The organism is Actinomadura sp. 21ATH (genome assembly GCF_041951345.1).
Classification (GTDB): domain Bacteria; phylum Actinomycetota; class Actinomycetes; order Streptosporangiales; family Streptosporangiaceae; genus Spirillospora.
Map to the genome: position 1 here is coordinate 196,533 of NZ_JBGNUR010000005.1, position 13,908 is coordinate 210,440.

Annotated in this window: 15 protein-coding genes; 7 read left to right on the forward strand and 8 right to left on the reverse strand. The window is 73.7% G+C overall.

Annotated elements, in window-relative coordinates; genetic code table 11:
- Nucleotides 1-2: 2 nt before the first annotated feature.
- Nucleotides 3-677 carry a TetR family transcriptional regulator gene (locus tag ACA361_RS18080; RefSeq protein WP_375013171.1) on the reverse strand — a complete coding sequence of 225 codons (675 nt, stop codon included), beginning with the start codon at nt 675-677 and terminating at the stop codon, nt 3-5.
- A gap of 94 nt (nt 678-771) precedes the next feature.
- On the opposite strand from ACA361_RS18080, the gene ACA361_RS18085 reads away from it, so the two are divergent.
- Both ACA361_RS18085 and ACA361_RS18090 read left to right on the forward strand, forming a co-directional pair.
- The gene (locus ACA361_RS18085) at nt 772-1,713 is read left to right on the forward strand and encodes a shikimate dehydrogenase (protein WP_375013172.1); all 942 of its coding nucleotides are present in this window, start codon (nt 772-774) and stop codon (nt 1,711-1,713) included.
- Nucleotides 1,710-3,125, forward strand: coding sequence for an Nramp family divalent metal transporter (locus ACA361_RS18090; RefSeq protein WP_375013173.1), 1,416 nt, complete (start codon nt 1,710-1,712; stop codon nt 3,123-3,125). Before ACA361_RS18085 ends, ACA361_RS18090 begins: the two co-directional genes overlap by 4 nt.
- On the opposite strand, the gene ACA361_RS18095 is transcribed toward ACA361_RS18090, so the two are convergent.
- Nucleotides 3,122-3,595 carry a MarR family winged helix-turn-helix transcriptional regulator gene (locus ACA361_RS18095; RefSeq protein ID WP_375013174.1) on the reverse strand — a complete coding sequence of 158 codons (474 nt, stop codon included), beginning with the start codon at nt 3,593-3,595 and terminating at the stop codon, nt 3,122-3,124. The two genes, ACA361_RS18090 and ACA361_RS18095, sit on opposite strands and share 4 nt — an antisense overlap.
- 86 nt (nt 3,596-3,681) lie before the next feature.
- On the opposite strand from ACA361_RS18095, the gene ACA361_RS18100 reads away from it, so the two are divergent.
- Genes ACA361_RS18100 through ACA361_RS18115 form a run of 4 tightly spaced genes read left to right on the forward strand, consistent with a single transcriptional unit; the run spans nt 3,682 to nt 6,401 of the window.
- Nucleotides 3,682-4,605 carry an SDR family oxidoreductase gene (locus ACA361_RS18100; RefSeq protein ID WP_375013175.1) on the forward strand — a complete coding sequence of 308 codons (924 nt, stop codon included), beginning with the start codon at nt 3,682-3,684 and terminating at the stop codon, nt 4,603-4,605.
- A 2-nt stretch (nt 4,606-4,607) separates the two neighbouring features.
- Nucleotides 4,608-5,492, forward strand: coding sequence for an amidohydrolase family protein (locus ACA361_RS18105; protein ID WP_375013176.1), 885 nt, complete (start codon nt 4,608-4,610; stop codon nt 5,490-5,492).
- Complete coding sequence (locus ACA361_RS18110) at nt 5,489-5,944, forward strand: MaoC family dehydratase (RefSeq protein ID WP_375013177.1); 456 nt, start codon at nt 5,489-5,491, stop codon at nt 5,942-5,944. Before ACA361_RS18105 ends, ACA361_RS18110 begins: the two co-directional genes overlap by 4 nt.
- Before the next feature lie 13 nt (nt 5,945-5,957).
- Nucleotides 5,958-6,401: a DUF3237 domain-containing protein gene (locus ACA361_RS18115; protein WP_375013178.1), complete on the forward strand. Its 444-nt coding sequence runs from the start codon at nt 5,958-5,960 to the stop codon at nt 6,399-6,401.
- Here ACA361_RS18115 and ACA361_RS18120 read toward each other — a convergent pair.
- Nucleotides 6,374-7,279: an oxygenase MpaB family protein gene (locus ACA361_RS18120; protein ID WP_375013179.1), complete on the reverse strand. Its 906-nt coding sequence runs from the start codon at nt 7,277-7,279 to the stop codon at nt 6,374-6,376. The genes ACA361_RS18115 and ACA361_RS18120 overlap by 28 nt on opposite strands.
- A complete protein-coding gene (locus tag ACA361_RS18125; protein WP_375013180.1) occupies nt 7,276-8,307 on the reverse strand; it encodes an oxygenase MpaB family protein in 1,032 nt (343 codons plus the stop codon). The genes ACA361_RS18120 and ACA361_RS18125 overlap by 4 nt, the downstream gene beginning before the upstream one ends.
- A 97-nt stretch (nt 8,308-8,404) precedes the next feature.
- Here ACA361_RS18125 and ACA361_RS18130 point away from each other — a divergent pair, with 97 nt between their 5' ends.
- A complete protein-coding gene (locus ACA361_RS18130; RefSeq protein WP_375013181.1) occupies nt 8,405-9,034 on the forward strand; it encodes a TetR/AcrR family transcriptional regulator in 630 nt (209 codons plus the stop codon).
- 27 nt (nt 9,035-9,061) lie between these two features.
- Here the strand turns inward: ACA361_RS18130 and ACA361_RS18135 are convergent, their stop codons facing one another.
- From ACA361_RS18135 to ACA361_RS18150, 4 genes are read right to left on the reverse strand one after another with little or no spacing between them, the layout of a single operon-like run.
- A complete protein-coding gene (locus ACA361_RS18135; protein WP_375013182.1) occupies nt 9,062-11,173 on the reverse strand; it encodes an acetate--CoA ligase family protein in 2,112 nt (703 codons plus the stop codon).
- Nucleotides 11,170-11,574: a Zn-ribbon domain-containing OB-fold protein gene (locus tag ACA361_RS18140; RefSeq protein WP_375013183.1), complete on the reverse strand. Its 405-nt coding sequence runs from the start codon at nt 11,572-11,574 to the stop codon at nt 11,170-11,172. Before ACA361_RS18140 ends, ACA361_RS18135 begins: the two co-directional genes overlap by 4 nt.
- A complete protein-coding gene (locus tag ACA361_RS18145; RefSeq protein WP_375013184.1) occupies nt 11,571-12,737 on the reverse strand; it encodes an acetyl-CoA acetyltransferase in 1,167 nt (388 codons plus the stop codon). The genes ACA361_RS18140 and ACA361_RS18145 overlap by 4 nt, the downstream gene beginning before the upstream one ends.
- Nucleotides 12,734-13,906, reverse strand: coding sequence for an acyl-CoA dehydrogenase family protein (locus ACA361_RS18150; protein ID WP_375013185.1), 1,173 nt, complete (start codon nt 13,904-13,906; stop codon nt 12,734-12,736). Before ACA361_RS18150 ends, ACA361_RS18145 begins: the two co-directional genes overlap by 4 nt.
- Nucleotides 13,907-13,908: the final 2 nt, after the last annotated feature.

Sequence of the window (13,908 nt, forward strand, 5' to 3'; positions counted from 1 at the left end):
GGCTAGTCGCGGGCGGCGCGGCGGCCGTGGCCGGTGAGGTAGGCGACGACGGCTTCGCCGGTCATCTGGCGGTGGCGGGTGCGGTGCTGGGGGGCGGTGAGGTCGCGGCCGAACAGGGCGCCGAAGGTGTGCTGGTTGGAGATGCGGAAGACGCACAGGGCGCTGATCATCATGTGCACGTCGACGGCGTCGGCGTCGGTGACGAAGTCGCCGCGGGCGCGGCCGGTGTCCAGGATCTGGGAGATGAGCCCGGTGATCGGCCCGCCGAGGTTGGTCAGGATCTCGGACTTGCGCAGGTGTTCGGCGTGGTGGATGTTCTCGATGCTGACCAGCTTGATGAAGTCGGGGTGGGCGTCGTGGTGGTCGAAGGTCAGCTCGGCCAGCGTGCGGATCGCCTCCACCGGGGCCAGGTGCTCCACGTCGATGGCCGACTCGGCCGCCCTGACCTCGGAGTAGACCTTCTCCAGGACGGCGATGTAGAGCTTCTCCTTGGCACCGAAGTAGTAGTAGATCATCCGCTTGGTGGTGCGCATCAGCGCGGCCATCTCGTCCACCCGCGCACCGGCGTAGCCGTGCCGGGCGAACTCCCGCTGCGCCACCTCCAGGATCTCGGCCCGGGTACGGCCGGCATCGCGGCGGCGCCCGCCCGGGGCGGACGGGAGGGGCTGCGTCGACATCTGACTCCACGGAAGCGGGCCTACCGGAGGACACCCATACTAGGGCGGCCCGGCGGCTCTTGTTAAAGGACGTACTAGTTCGTACATTACCGCTGTGAGCCAAGCCACAGCGAGGAGCGAATCGCCGAACATGCGGCCCTGCCGGTACGGCCTGATCGGCTCGGGCATAGCGACGTCGCTGTCGCCGCCCCTGCACGAGGCCGAGGGGCCGCACCACGGCCTCGACGTCTCGTACGCCCTCATCGACACCGCGCGCCCGGGCGTCCCGGACGACCTCGGCCGGCTGCTGGACGAGGCCGAGGCGGCGGGCTTCGCCGGCCTCAACGTCACCCATCCGTTCAAGCAGCGGGTGATCGCGAAGCTCGACCGGCTCTCCCCGCAGGCGGCCGACATCGGCGCGGTGAACACGGTCGTGTTCGACGGCGGGCGCCGGATCGGGCACAACACCGACGCGTCCGGGTTCGCCGCGTCGTTCCGGCACGGGCTGCCCGGCGCCGCGTCCGGCCATGTCGTCCAGCTCGGCGCGGGCGGCGCCGGGGCGGCCTGCGCGTACGCCCAGCTGTCGGCGGGAACCGGGCGGCTGACCGTCGCCGATCCCGACCCGGCACGGCGCGCGGAGCTCGTCGGGACGTTCGCGGCGCGGTTCGGCGGCGAGCGGATCGCCGGCATCGCGCCGGACGGCCTGGACGAGGCGCTCGCCTCCGCCGACGGCGTGGTGAACGCCAGCCCGGTCGGCATGCGCTCGCACCCCGGCACGCCGGTGCCCCCCGCGCTGCTGCGCCCCGGCCAGTGGCTCGTCGACATCGTCTACATGCCGCTGGAGACGCCGCTGCTCGCGGCGGCGCGCGCCCGCGGCCTGCGCGCCATCGGCGGCGCGGGCATGTGCGTGTTCCAGGCCGCCGAGAGCTTCGCCCTGATCACCGGCCGGACCCCTGACACCGGCCGGATGCTCGGCCATCTGGACCGCCTGCTCGCGCGGCGCGGCCGGGACGGCCGGGCCGGCCCACCCCCCACCGAATCCCGGAGAGTCACATGAGCCAGCACACCAGGCCACCGGACCCCGCGACGCACTCCGGCCCCGTACGGGACCTCCCCGAACCCATGCCGCTGCGCCGGATGGTCGGCCCCGGCATCGTGGCCATCGGCATCGGCCTCGCCGCCGGCGAGATCATCCTCTGGCCGTACCTCACCGCGATCGGCGGGCTCGGGCTGCTGTGGCTGGCCCTGACCACGCTGGTCGTCCAGTACGTGATCAACATGGAGATCGAGCGCTACACGCTGGCCACCGGCCAGACGGTCGTCGCCGGCTTCTCCCGCTGGTGGCGCGGCTGGGGCGTGCTGATCTGCCTGGCCGGCGCGTTCCAGTACGTGTGGCCCGGATGGGCGACCAGCGGCTCGACCGTGTTCACCTACCTCGTCGGCGGCGGCGACCCGGTCTGGATCTCGGTCGGCACCCTGGTCGTCATCGGGGTGCTGCTCACCTTCTCCAAGGTGATCTACACGACGGTGGAGCGGGTGGAGTTCGCCAAGGTGGCGCTCACCCTGTTCTTCCTGGCCGTGGCGGCCGTGTTCGTCATCTCGCTGGCGACCTGGGGCGAGGGCGCGGAGAAGACGGTGACGGGCTTCGGGCGGATTCCCGAGGGCATCACGTTCACGATGATCCTCAGCGCGCTGGGCGCGGCCGGCGCGGGCGGCGTGCACAACCTCGTGCTCAGCAACTGGATCCGGGACAAGGGCTACGGCATGGGCGCGCACGTCCCGCGCCTGGTCTCCCCCATCACCGGCCGCGAGGAGGCCGCCGGCGGCGACCGCTACGCCTTCCCCGAGGACGAGGCCAACCTCGCCCGCTGGCGGGTCTGGTGGAAGCGCGCCAACATCGAGCACCTCGCCACGTTCGTGCTGGTCTGCATCGTCACGATCGGCGTCATGAGCCTGCTGGCCTACGAGACGCTGTTCGGGCGCGACGACCTGGAGTCCGACCCGACGTTCCTGCGCATCGAGGGCGACGTCCTCGAGGCGGAGGTCGGGACGTGGCTGAAGCTGCTGTTCTTCGCGATCGCCGCGGTGTCGCTGTGGGCGGCGGCGATGGGCCTGCTGGACGTCATCGGCCGCGTCGCGAGCGACTTCCTCAGGCGCAACTACCTCCAGGACTCCGCCCGCTGGACCGAGGCGCGCATCTACCTGGCGGTGGTGTGGGCCGAGATCGTCCTGGGGTCGGCGATCCTGCTGGCCGGCTTCGACCAGCCGATCGCGCTGCTGCTGGTCTCCACCTGCGCGGCGTCGGTCGTCACGCTGCTCTACTCGATCCTGCTGGTCCGCCTGAACATCCGGGACCTGCCCGCCGCCATCAGGATGCGCGGCGTGCGGCTCGTGGCCATGGTCATCGCGATCGGCTTCTACGGCTTCTTCGCCCTGGCCATGCTGGTCACCCAGATCCAGGACCTCTAGCCCTCGCGCGCGAGGGCCCGCCAGGAGGTGCCGAGCGCCGCGCGGAACTGGTCGGCCTGCCGCGCGGTCAGCTCGGCCGTCATCCGCTCCTCGACGCGGCGGACGGGCTCGGCGTACGCGGCCAGCAGCTCGCGGCCCGCGTCGTTCAGCAGGATCAGCCGCTCGCGGCGGCTGGCCGGGTTGGGCTCGCGGCGGATGAGGCCGCGCTTCTCCAGGGCGCGGACCATGTCGGCCATCGTCTGCGCGGTGACGAACGAGGAGCGCGCGAGCTGCGCGGCGGACACCCCGTCGTGCCGTTCCAGGACGGTGAGCGCCGTGTACTGCAGGGCGGTGATCCCGGCGGGCCGGACGACCTCCTCCAGGTGCGACCGGACGGCCAGTTCCAGGCGCTTGACCAGGTACAGCAGCGACGGCGGCGCCTTGGCGTCGCCGTCGCCGTCGCGCTCGCGGCCGATCGGCGTGGTGGTCATCGGCCCAGGCTAGAGCACCCGCGCATTGACAGGAAACCTGTCACTCCAGCACACTGCGATTGCCAGGATTCCTGTTAATTAGCCGGATGGGTGGGTTCATGGAGCTGACGGGCAAGGTCGCGATCGTCACCGGGAGCGGGCGGGGGCTGGGCCTCGCCTACGCCGAGGCGCTCGCCGCCGCGGGCGCCGCCGTGGTGGTCAACGACGTCGACCGGGAGACGGTCGACGCGGCGGTGGAGAAGATCACCGGTGCGGGCGGCCGGGCGGCCGGCGTGGTGGCCGCGGTCGGCGACACCGAGTCGGCCGAGAAGCTGGTGACGGCGGCGGTCGAGGAGTTCGGCCGGCTGGACGTCATGGTCACCAACGCGGGCATCCTGCGCGACCGGGTGCTGTGGAAGATGTCCGACGAGGACTTCGACGACGTGGTCCGGGTCCACCTGCGCGGCACGTTCACCTGCGCGCGGGCGGCGGCGGTGCGGATGCGCGAGCAGGGCACCGGCGGCCGGATCGTGCTGATCTCCTCCCCGGCCGGGCAGCGCGGCAACTTCGGGCAGACCAACTACGCCGCCGCCAAGGCCGGGATCGTGGCGATGGCGCGGACCTGGGCGATGGAGCTGGCCCGCGCCGAGATCACCGTGAACGCGGTGGTGCCGGTCGCGGCGACCGAGATGACCAAGACGATCCCGGCGTTCGCGCCGGTGATCGAGGAGTCCGAGCGGACCGGGAAGCCGTTCCCCGACTGGCTGCGCAAGGACGAGGGCCTGGGCACCCCCGAGGACGTCGCCGGCGTGATCACGTTCCTGGCCTCCGACGCCTCCAAGGGCATCACCGGGCAGGCGATCGGGATCGGCGGCGACCGGCTGGCGCTGTGGTCGCACCCGGCCGAGAAGGCGGTGGCCTTCGCCGAGGGCGGCTGGAGCGCGGACGCGATCGCCGAGCAGTGGGCCACCGGCGTGGGCGCCGAGCCCGAGACCTACGGCATCCCCGCCCCCAAGATCCCGGAGAAGTAGCCATGAACCTGGACGACCTGGTCGCCATCGACGTCCACACCCACTCGGAGATCAGCAAGGACGGCCACCTGTCGCTGAGCCCGGAGCTGTTCGGCGCCTCGGAGGAATACTTCAAGGCGCACGGGCACCGGCAGCCCTCGATCGAGGAGATGGCCGCCTACTACCGGGAGCGGAAGATGGCGGCGGTGGTGTTCACCGTGGACGCCGAGCACGCCACCGGCTGGCCGCGCATCGCCAACGAGGAGGTCGCCGAGGGCTGCGCCGCGCACCCCGACGTGCTGATCCCGTTCGCCAGCATCGACCCGTACAAGGGCCGGGCGGGCGTGCGCGAGGCCCGCCGCCTGGTCGAGGAGCACGGGGTGCGGGGGTTCAAGTTCCACCCCAGCATCCAGGGCTTCGCGCCCAACGACCCGATGGCCTACCCGCTGTACGAGGCGATCGAGGAGCTGGGCGTCCCGGCGCTGTTCCACACCGGCCAGACCGGCATCGGCGCGGGCGTTCCCGGCGGCGGCGGCATCCGGCTGAAGTACTCCAACCCGATGCTGATCGACGACGTCGCGGTGGACTTCCCCGAGCTGCGGATCATCCTGGCGCACCCGTCCTTCCCCTGGCAGGACGAGGCCCTCGCCGTCGCCAACCACAAGCCGTACGTCTACATCGACCTGTCGGGCTGGTCGCCCAAGTACTTCCCGCCCCAGCTCGTCCGGTACGCCAACAGCCTGCTCAAGGACAAGGTGCTGTTCGGCTCGGACTACCCCGTCATCACCCCCGACCGGTGGCTGGCCGACTTCGAGAAGCTGGAGATCAAGCCCGAGGTCCGGCCGAAGATCCTCAAGGACAACGCCGCCCGGCTGCTCGGCCTCACCCCCACGAAGGAGAACGAATGATCACCGTGACCGGCCTGGACGAGATCAGGGCCCTGGCCGGCAAGGACCTCGGCCACAGCGAGTGGCTGGAGATCACCCAGGACCGGGTGAACACCTTCGCCGACGCCACCGACGACCACCAGTGGATCCACACCGACGCCGAGAAGGCCAAGGACGGCCCGTTCGGCGGCACCATCGCCCACGGGTACCTCACCCTGTCGCTGGTCATCCCGCTGTTCAACGACCTGCTGGCCATCCGCGGCATGAAGATGAGCATCAACTACGGCCTGGAGAAGGTCCGCTTCCCCAGCCCCGTCAAGGTCGGCGCGAAGATCCGGCTCGCCGCGAGCGTCGCCGAGGTCACCGACGTGGCCGGCGACGGCGTCCAGATGGCCTGCGACTTCACCGTCGAGATCGAGGGCGCCGGCAAGCCCGCCTGCGTCGCCCGGCCCATCTACCGCCACTACGCCTGAACCGGGGAGCGCCGTGAGCCACCCGCCGCTCGTCCTCGAACCGCTCGCCGAACTCCGCGTCGAGATCGGCGAGCCCATCGACGCCGGGCCGGTCCCCGGAGGCCGGCGGCGCATCATCCCCATCACCGGCGGCACCGTCAGCGGGCTGCTGGAGGGCACGGTGGTCCCCGGCGGCGCCGACTGGAGCCTCCAGCGCGGCGACGGCACCGGGACGGTCAGCGCGACCTACCCCGTACGGCTCACCGACGGGACCGTCCTGACCATCACCAACCGGGGGACGGTGGCCGCCCACGACGGCGCTCCCCTCGGGCTGACCGCGATCCGCGTCGAGGCGCCCGAGGGGCCGTGGGCGTACCTCAACGACACCCCGGTGGTCGGCTCGCTCGTGCTCGCCCTCGGCGAGGAGCGGCCCGCGGTCCGCCTGAGGTTCTACACGGTGCGGGCCGGCACCTCCTGAGGCGCGGCCCGGCGTTCGCGCCGGGCCCGCCACAGCGCGCGGGCCGCGATCGGCGTCAGGCGCAGCGGATCGACCAGCGCGCCGTCGGCCGTCCGCATCGCGCGGGAGAACAGCCGGAAGCCGTGCTCGTCGGCGGCCGTCCACGGCAGGCCGAACCGCTCCCGCAGCACGGGCGGCAGGAAGCCGATGCCGATCCGGCGCAGCACCGCCGCCGGCGGCGCCATGGCGCCCGTCCAGGCGAGCCGGGGCAGCGGCCAGCGCGGCGGGGGCGGCAGCGGCTCCCTGTCCAGGCCGATGAGCAGCCGGACGGTGGCGTTGTCCTCCAGCCGCTCCTCCACCATCGTGTCGAAGTAGTCCCGGAACGCGGCGGGGTCCGCGGGGATGTGGCGCTCGGTGATGCCCAGCGCCAGCGCCAGCTCCACCCACTCGTCGTACAGGGCCCGTTCCCTGCCGGGCGGGATGGGCGTGCCGAAGAGCCGCTGCGTGTGGACCATGCCGTGCAGCAGGGTGGCGTGCACCCAGAGGTACGCCTCGGGGTTGAGCGCGTGGTAACGGCGGCCCTGCGCGTCCACGCCCTTGATGTCCTTGTGGATCTCGCGCAGCCGGGCCGCCTCCAGCCGGCCGCGCTCCTCGCCCCGGTAGCCGAGGAAGTCGAACGTGGACTCCATGGTGCGCAGGAGGCGTCCCCAGCGGTCCTCCAGGAAGTCCGAGTGGTCGGCCACGCCCGCGCCGACGACGGGGTGGGCCACCTGGAGGAGCAGGATCGCGCGGCTGCCGAGGCCGCCCCGCCAGTCCCCCGCGTACCGCCAGACGAGCGAGCCGCGCCCGGGGGCCGCACCGGGGATCGCGCCGCGGGCGTCCGGGCCGGTGCCGGTCATGCCGGGTCCCCCGCCGTGAGCAGGTCCGCGTCCTCCACCTCGCGGCGCGTCAGGACCGGGTCCGGGGCGGCGGGCGCGGTCGAGGCGACCGGAGCGGACCGGGTGCCCGCCGCGACGCGGGCCTCGGCCTGCCGGTACTCGGGCAGCGGGCCCGCGCTGTCGTGCAGCGCGTTGAGCACCACCCACAGGGAGGTGCGGCGCAGGCGCAGCGTCACCGGGTTCGGCGGCTGGTAGAGGGCCAGCCGCTGCGCCCACTTCGGGAGCATGTCGCGGGCCGCCCAATCCATGAACGCGCTGCCCGGCTCCCACGGGCGGCTCTTGCTGCCGCGCAGGTTCGGGCCGGTGGCGAACGCCTTGATGGGCGTCAGCGCCAGCCGCGGCAGGTACGACTCCAGGCAGTCGGCGACCTCCGCCTTGGTGGCGGGCAGGTCCGTCCCGCCCAGGGCCTCACCGACCCGGACGAACTCGCCGTAGTAGCGGTCGAGGCCGGCGCCGCGCAGCGGGCGGCGGTGGTAGCGCTCGTGCGCGGTCGCGAGCCCCCAGACGACGGTGGCGTAGTTCCAGCGCAGCCATTCGGGGTCGTCGGCGTCGTACGGCAGCCCGTCCGGCCGGGTGCCCTTGACCGTGTGGTGCATGGCGCGCACGGTGCGCGCCAGCCGCTCGGCGGTCTCGGTGGAGCCGTAGGCGGTGCCGATGAAGAACGAGATCGAGTGCGCGAGCCGGACCGCGCCGCCCTCGGGGTCGACGTTGCCCGTGGGGACGCCGTCGACGCGTTCGGCCAGCCGGGAGTGGTCGTAGCCCATCCAGCTGATGCTCGGGTCGAGCCCCTCGATGTAGGCGGCGCCGACGAGCCCGAGGACGAGGGTGGGCAGGTGCGAGTGGACGTACCAGACCGCGCTGCCGGGACCGAACCATCCCGGGTCGCCCTCCGGGCCCGCGAAGTCCAGGCCCTTGAAGAACCTGGAGCGGATCTCGGCGTCGAAGGCCCGCTCGAAGCGGGACGCGAGGACGTGGGTTCTCGATGGCATTCCGGCACTCCCGTTCTGGCTACGGCTGTGTCCAGAGTAGGCATCTGGGTACGGGCGTGTCCAGACTTGGGGCGGTGCGATGGGTAGGGTGGCGGCCATGGTGAGCGCGCGTCCGGCCCCGACCCGGTGGGCGGGGGTCCCCGCGTCCCGGCGCCGGGACGAGCGGCGCGACATGCTCGTCCGGGCCGCGTACCGGCTGTTCGGGGACGAGGGCGAGTCCGCGCTGACGGTCCGCGCCGTGTGCCGCGAGGCCGCGCTGCACACCCGCTACTTCTACGAGAGCTTCGCCGACACCGGGGAGCTGCTCGCGGCCGTCCACGACCAGGCGGCGACCACGCTGGGCGAGGTCCTGGCCCGCGCGCTGGAGGAGGCCGGGCCGCGCCCGGACGCCCGCACCCGCGCCGGCGTCCGCGCCGTGCTGAGGTTCATCAGCGACGACCCCCGCCGGGGCCGCGTCCTGTTCGCCGAGGCGCGCGGCAACGAGGTGCTGGCCGAGCGCCGCCGCGCCGCGCAGACCGCCCTCCTGGACGGGGTCCTCGCGATGAGCCGGGTGGAGAGCCCGCGGCTCCCGCTGGTCATCGCGGCCACCATGTTCACCGGCGCGATGACCGAGCTGGCCCAGCGGTGGGCCGACGGCCGGCTCGGCGACGACCTCGACGCGGTCGTCGACAGCGCCGTCGAGCTGGCGCTCGCCATGTACGACCGGGCCGCCGACCACCTCTCCTGACACCCGCCGGCCCGGCCGCGGCGGGTGTCAGCCCCGCCAGGTCACCAGCGCGTCCAGGGCCTCGACGCGGGAGCCGCGGACGAGCAGCGGGTTGATCTCCAGGGACTCCAGCCGGTCCCCCAGGCCGACGGCCAGCCGGCCCACCCCGGCGACCGCCTCCGCGACCGCGTCCAGGTCGGCCGGCTCGCCGCCGCGCGCGCCCCGCAGCACGGCCGCGCCGCGCAGCTCCTCCAGCGCCCGCCGGATCTCCGGGGCGGCCGCGGGCAGCGGCCGGAGGACGGAGTCGTTCAGCACCTCCACCCAGACGCCGCCGAGCGCGACCGCGAGCACCAGGCCCCAGGCCGGGTCGCGGACCACCCCGACGAGCAGCTCGATCCCCGCCTCGCGCTGCGGCTGGACGAGCGTCGCGGCCGGGCCGATCCCGGCCTCCGCGGCGGCGGCGAGCAGCTCCGCGTGCGCCGCGCGCACCTCGGCGGCCGAGCGCAGGCCGAGCCGGACGCCGCCGATGTCGCTCTTGTGCGCGAGCCCGTCGGCCGCGAGCTTGAGGACCGCCGGGTAGCCGTGCCGTTCCGCGGCCGCGACGGCGGCCTCCGCGCCGGCCGCGAGCGTGCCCGGAACGACCGGGACGCCGTTGGCCGCCAGCAGCCGCGCGGCGCGGTGCTCGTCCCAGACGCCGCCGGGCTCGCCGGGCCCGCCCGGCACGGCGGGTACGGGCGGCGCGGCGGGCGGCGGTTCCGCGAGCGCGCGGGACCGGTGCCGCGACCAGGCCACGGCCGCCCCGAGCGCCCGCATCCCGTGCTCGATGCCGCCCACCACGTGCGGGTACCCGGTGGTCTCCTGGACGGTGCGGCCGAACGCGGTGACGTCCAGCGGCACGTTGCTCATCAGCACGGTCGGCAGCGGGAACGCGGCGATGCGGCGGGCGTTCTCCTCGTACAGCCGCAGCAGCGGCGCCGGGTCCGGCGGCGCCGAGCGCGGCAGGTCGGCGAGGCCGACGACCGCGTCGATACCGGGGTCCGCCGCCACGATCTCCATCGCGCGGCCGAGGAGCGTGCGGTCGACGACGACGTACCCGGTCACGTCCAGGGGGTTCTGCGGGGTCGCGAAGGCGGGCAGGATCTCCGCCAGCCGCGCCACGGTCGAGGGCGCCAGCGGCGGGAGCCGCAGGCCCTCCTCCTCGGCGCGGTCGGCGATGATCTCGCAGGCGCCGCCGGAGGGCGTGACCACCCCGAGCCGCGGCCCGGGCAGCGGGCCGGTCGCGGCGAGCAGCCCGGCGGTGACGATCAGGTCCTCCAGCGAGCCGACCCGGAGGACGCCGAGCCGCCGGAACACCGCGTCCACCACGGCGTCGTCGCCCACCAGCGCTCCGGTGTGCGCCCGCGCGGCGCGCGAGGCGACCGCGCTGCGCCCGATCTTCAGCGCCACGATCGGCTTGCCCGCCTCCAGCGCCCGCCGCGCCACCCGGCCGAACTCGGCGGGCCGCCGCACCGACTCCAGGAACAGCGCGATCACCCGGGTGGCGGGGTCGTCCACCAGGTGGTCGATCACGTCGGTCACGGCCACGTCCGTCTCGTTGCCCATGGCCGTCAGCAGGCTGACGCCCACGTTGCGGGCCTGGGCGTACGCCAGCACCGACGTGGCCAGCGCGCCGCTCTGCAGCACCACCCCGACCGAGCCCGCGACGAGCGGCTCCGGGATGGGCAGCCCGTACGGCGTCGCGCCCGCGGCGGTGTTGATGTAGCCGTTGCCGTTGGGGCCGAGCACGGTCAGCCCGTGGCGGCGGGCGAGCGCGGCGATCTCCTCCTCGCGCCGCCGGCCCTCCTCGCCCGTCTCGCCGAACCCGGCGGTGAGCACGACGTAGTTGCGGATCCCGCGGCCCGCGCCCTCCTCCAGCACGGCGGCGACGGCCGCGGTCGGGACCATGACGTACGCGAGGTCGACCGGTTCGGGGATGTCGGACAGGCACTTGTGGGCCGGCTCGCCGTGCACCGTCCCGCCGCGCGGGTTCACCAGGTGGACGCGCCCGGCGAACCCGTGCCTGCGCAGGTTGGCGAACGTGCTGCGTGACCAGCCGGACTTGTCGGTCGCGCCCACCAGGGCGATGGAGGCCGGCTCGAACAGCCCGCGCAGCCGCGTCATCCGGTCCCGCCCTCGCCGGTACGGGTGAAGTACGGCAGGCGCAGGTCGTCGGCGACCGCGGTGACGGCGAGGCGGACGCGGTCGCCGATCGCCGGCCGGTCCGGGCCGGTGATCCGGGTCATCATCCGGACGCCCTCGTCCAGGTCGACCAGCGCGACCGTGAACGGGACCTGGCCGGCGAAGTCGCCGAAGGCGCGGTGCGCGACGGTGAACGAGTAGATCGTCCCGAGGCCGGAGGCGGCCTGCCAGGACAGGTCGGTTCCGAAGCAGTGCGGGCACACCGCCCGCGGGTAGAAGACCGTGCGGCCGCAGCCGCCGCAGCGCTGCAGCCGCAGCTCCCCGGCGGCCAGGCCGTCCCAGTACGGGGCGGTGTCGGCGTCGGGTACGGGCCGGATCGTCACCGGTGCCTCCCGAGGATGACGGTGGACGTGGACGACAGCACGCCGCCGGTGCCGTGCACCAGGGCGAGTTCGGCTCCCGGCACCTGGCGGTCGCCGCACTCGCCGCGCAGCTGCCGGGTCGCCTCGATGAGCAGGAAGATCCCGTACATGCCGGGATGGGTGTACGACAGCCCGCCGCCGTTGGTGTTCATCGGGAGCGCGCCGCCGGGCGCGGTGCGGCCGCCGGACACGAAGTCGCCGGCCTCGCCGGGCTTGCAGAAGCCGAGCGACTCCAGGGTGAGCAGCACGGTGATGGTGAACGAGTCGTAGATCTCCGCCACGTCGATGTCGTCCAGGCCCACCCCGGCCATCTCCAGGGCCGCCGGGCCCGACCGCGCGGCGCCGGTCACGGTCAGGTCCGGCATGTTGGAGATGGTGGCGTGGGTGTGGGTCTCGCCGTGGCCGAGCACCTCGACCGGGACGGTGGCCACGTCCGCGAACCGGTCCTCGGCGGCGATCACGACCGCGCCGCCGCCGTCGGTGACCAGGCAGCAGTCCAGCTTGCGCAGCGGCTCGCAGATCATCGGCGAGCCGAGGACGTCCTGGACGGTGAGCGGGTCGCGGTACGGGGCGCGCGGGTTGAGCCGGGCCCACTCGCGGGCGGCGACGGCGACCTCGGCGAGCTGCTCGGGCGTGGTGCCGTACTCGTGCATGTGCCGCATCGCCGCCAGCGCGTACGCCCCGACGGGCTGCGGCAGCCCGAACGGCGCCTCGAACTGCGCGGTCAGGTCGGCGGGCCGCGGCCGGCCGCGGGACCGCTGGGTGCGCTGCGTGCTGCCGTAGGTGATCAGCGCGACATCGATCAGCCCCGCCTCGATCGCCGCGGCGGCGTGGCCGGCGTGCGCCTCGAACGACGAGCCGCCGATGTTGGTGGAGTCGGTGTACCGCGGCTGGATGCCCAGGTACTCGGCGAGCGTCATCGTCGGCGCCCAGCCCCAGGCCCCGGCGGTGAACAGCGCGTCCACGTCGCCGCGGCCCAGCCCGGCCTCGGCCAGCGCGTCCCGGGCGGCAAGCGCCTGCTGGGACAGGACGGTCAGGTGCGGCGTCTTCCCGATGTCGGACTCGGCGACCCCGACGATCGCCGCCCGCCGGCCCCTGGCACGGCGGGCGCGGCCCGCGCTCATTCGCCGATCCCGCCGAGCCGCACATGGCCCTTGATGAGGTTGCGGGCGATGGTGCGGCGCTGGATCTCGTCGGTGCCCTCGAAGATCCGCAGCAGCCGCAGCTCGCGGTACCAGCGTTCGATCGGCAGCTCCTTGGTGTAGCCCATGCCGCCGTGGATCTGCAGGACGCGGTCGACGACCTGGTTGGCCATCACGGCGCCGTGCAGCTTGGCGATGGACGAGGCGTGCCGCGCGTCCCGCCCCTGCTGGACCTGCCAGGCCGCGTGCAGGGTGAGCCACTTGGCCGCCTCGATCTCCACCTGGGAGTCGGCGATCATCCACTGGATCGCCTGGTACTCGGCGATCGGATGGCCCATCGATGTGCGGATGCGGGCGTAGTCGACGGCCATCTGGAGCATCCGCTCGGCGGAGCCGATCGCGCGGGCCGGGATCATGAAGCGGCCCTGGCCGATCCACCGCATCGCCAGCTCGAACCCCTTGCCGACCTCGCCCAGCACGTTCCCGTCCGGGACGCGGACGTCCTCGAAGACCAGCGCGGCCGGCCCCCACTGGCCCATCGTCGGGATCGGCTCGGACTTCCAGCCCATGTCGCGGTCGGCGAGGAAGCAGGTCACGCCGCCGTCCGCGCCCCTGTCCGGGTCGGTCACCGCGAACACCATGACGAAGTCGGCCTCGTTGCCGCCGGTGATGAACGTCTTCTCGCCGTTGATCACCCAGTCGCCGCCGTCCCGGACGGCGCGCGTCCGGATGTTGCGGGCGTCCGACCCGGCGCCCGGCTCGGTGATGGCGAAGCAGGACCGCCGCTCGCCCTCGATCGTGGGGACCAGGTAGCGGCGCTTCTGCTCGTCGTTCCCGGCGTACAGGATGTTGTCGGCCGAGCCGCCGAAGCTGAACGGGACGAACGTGCGCCCCGTCTCCATCGCCAGGATCGCCGACATGACCGCGCCGAGGTTCATGCCGCCGTACTCCTCGGGCGTGTTCACGCCCCAGAACCCGGCCCGGCGGGCCTTGGCGCGCAGCTCGCGCAGCACGTCCGGGTCCAGGCCGGGACCGCCGGCGCGCTCGCTGCGCAGCACGTCCGGTTCGAGCGGCATCACCTCGCGCTCGACGAACGCGCGCACGGTGTCGCGGATCTGCCGTTCCTCGTCGGTGAGGGAGAAGTCCACCATGG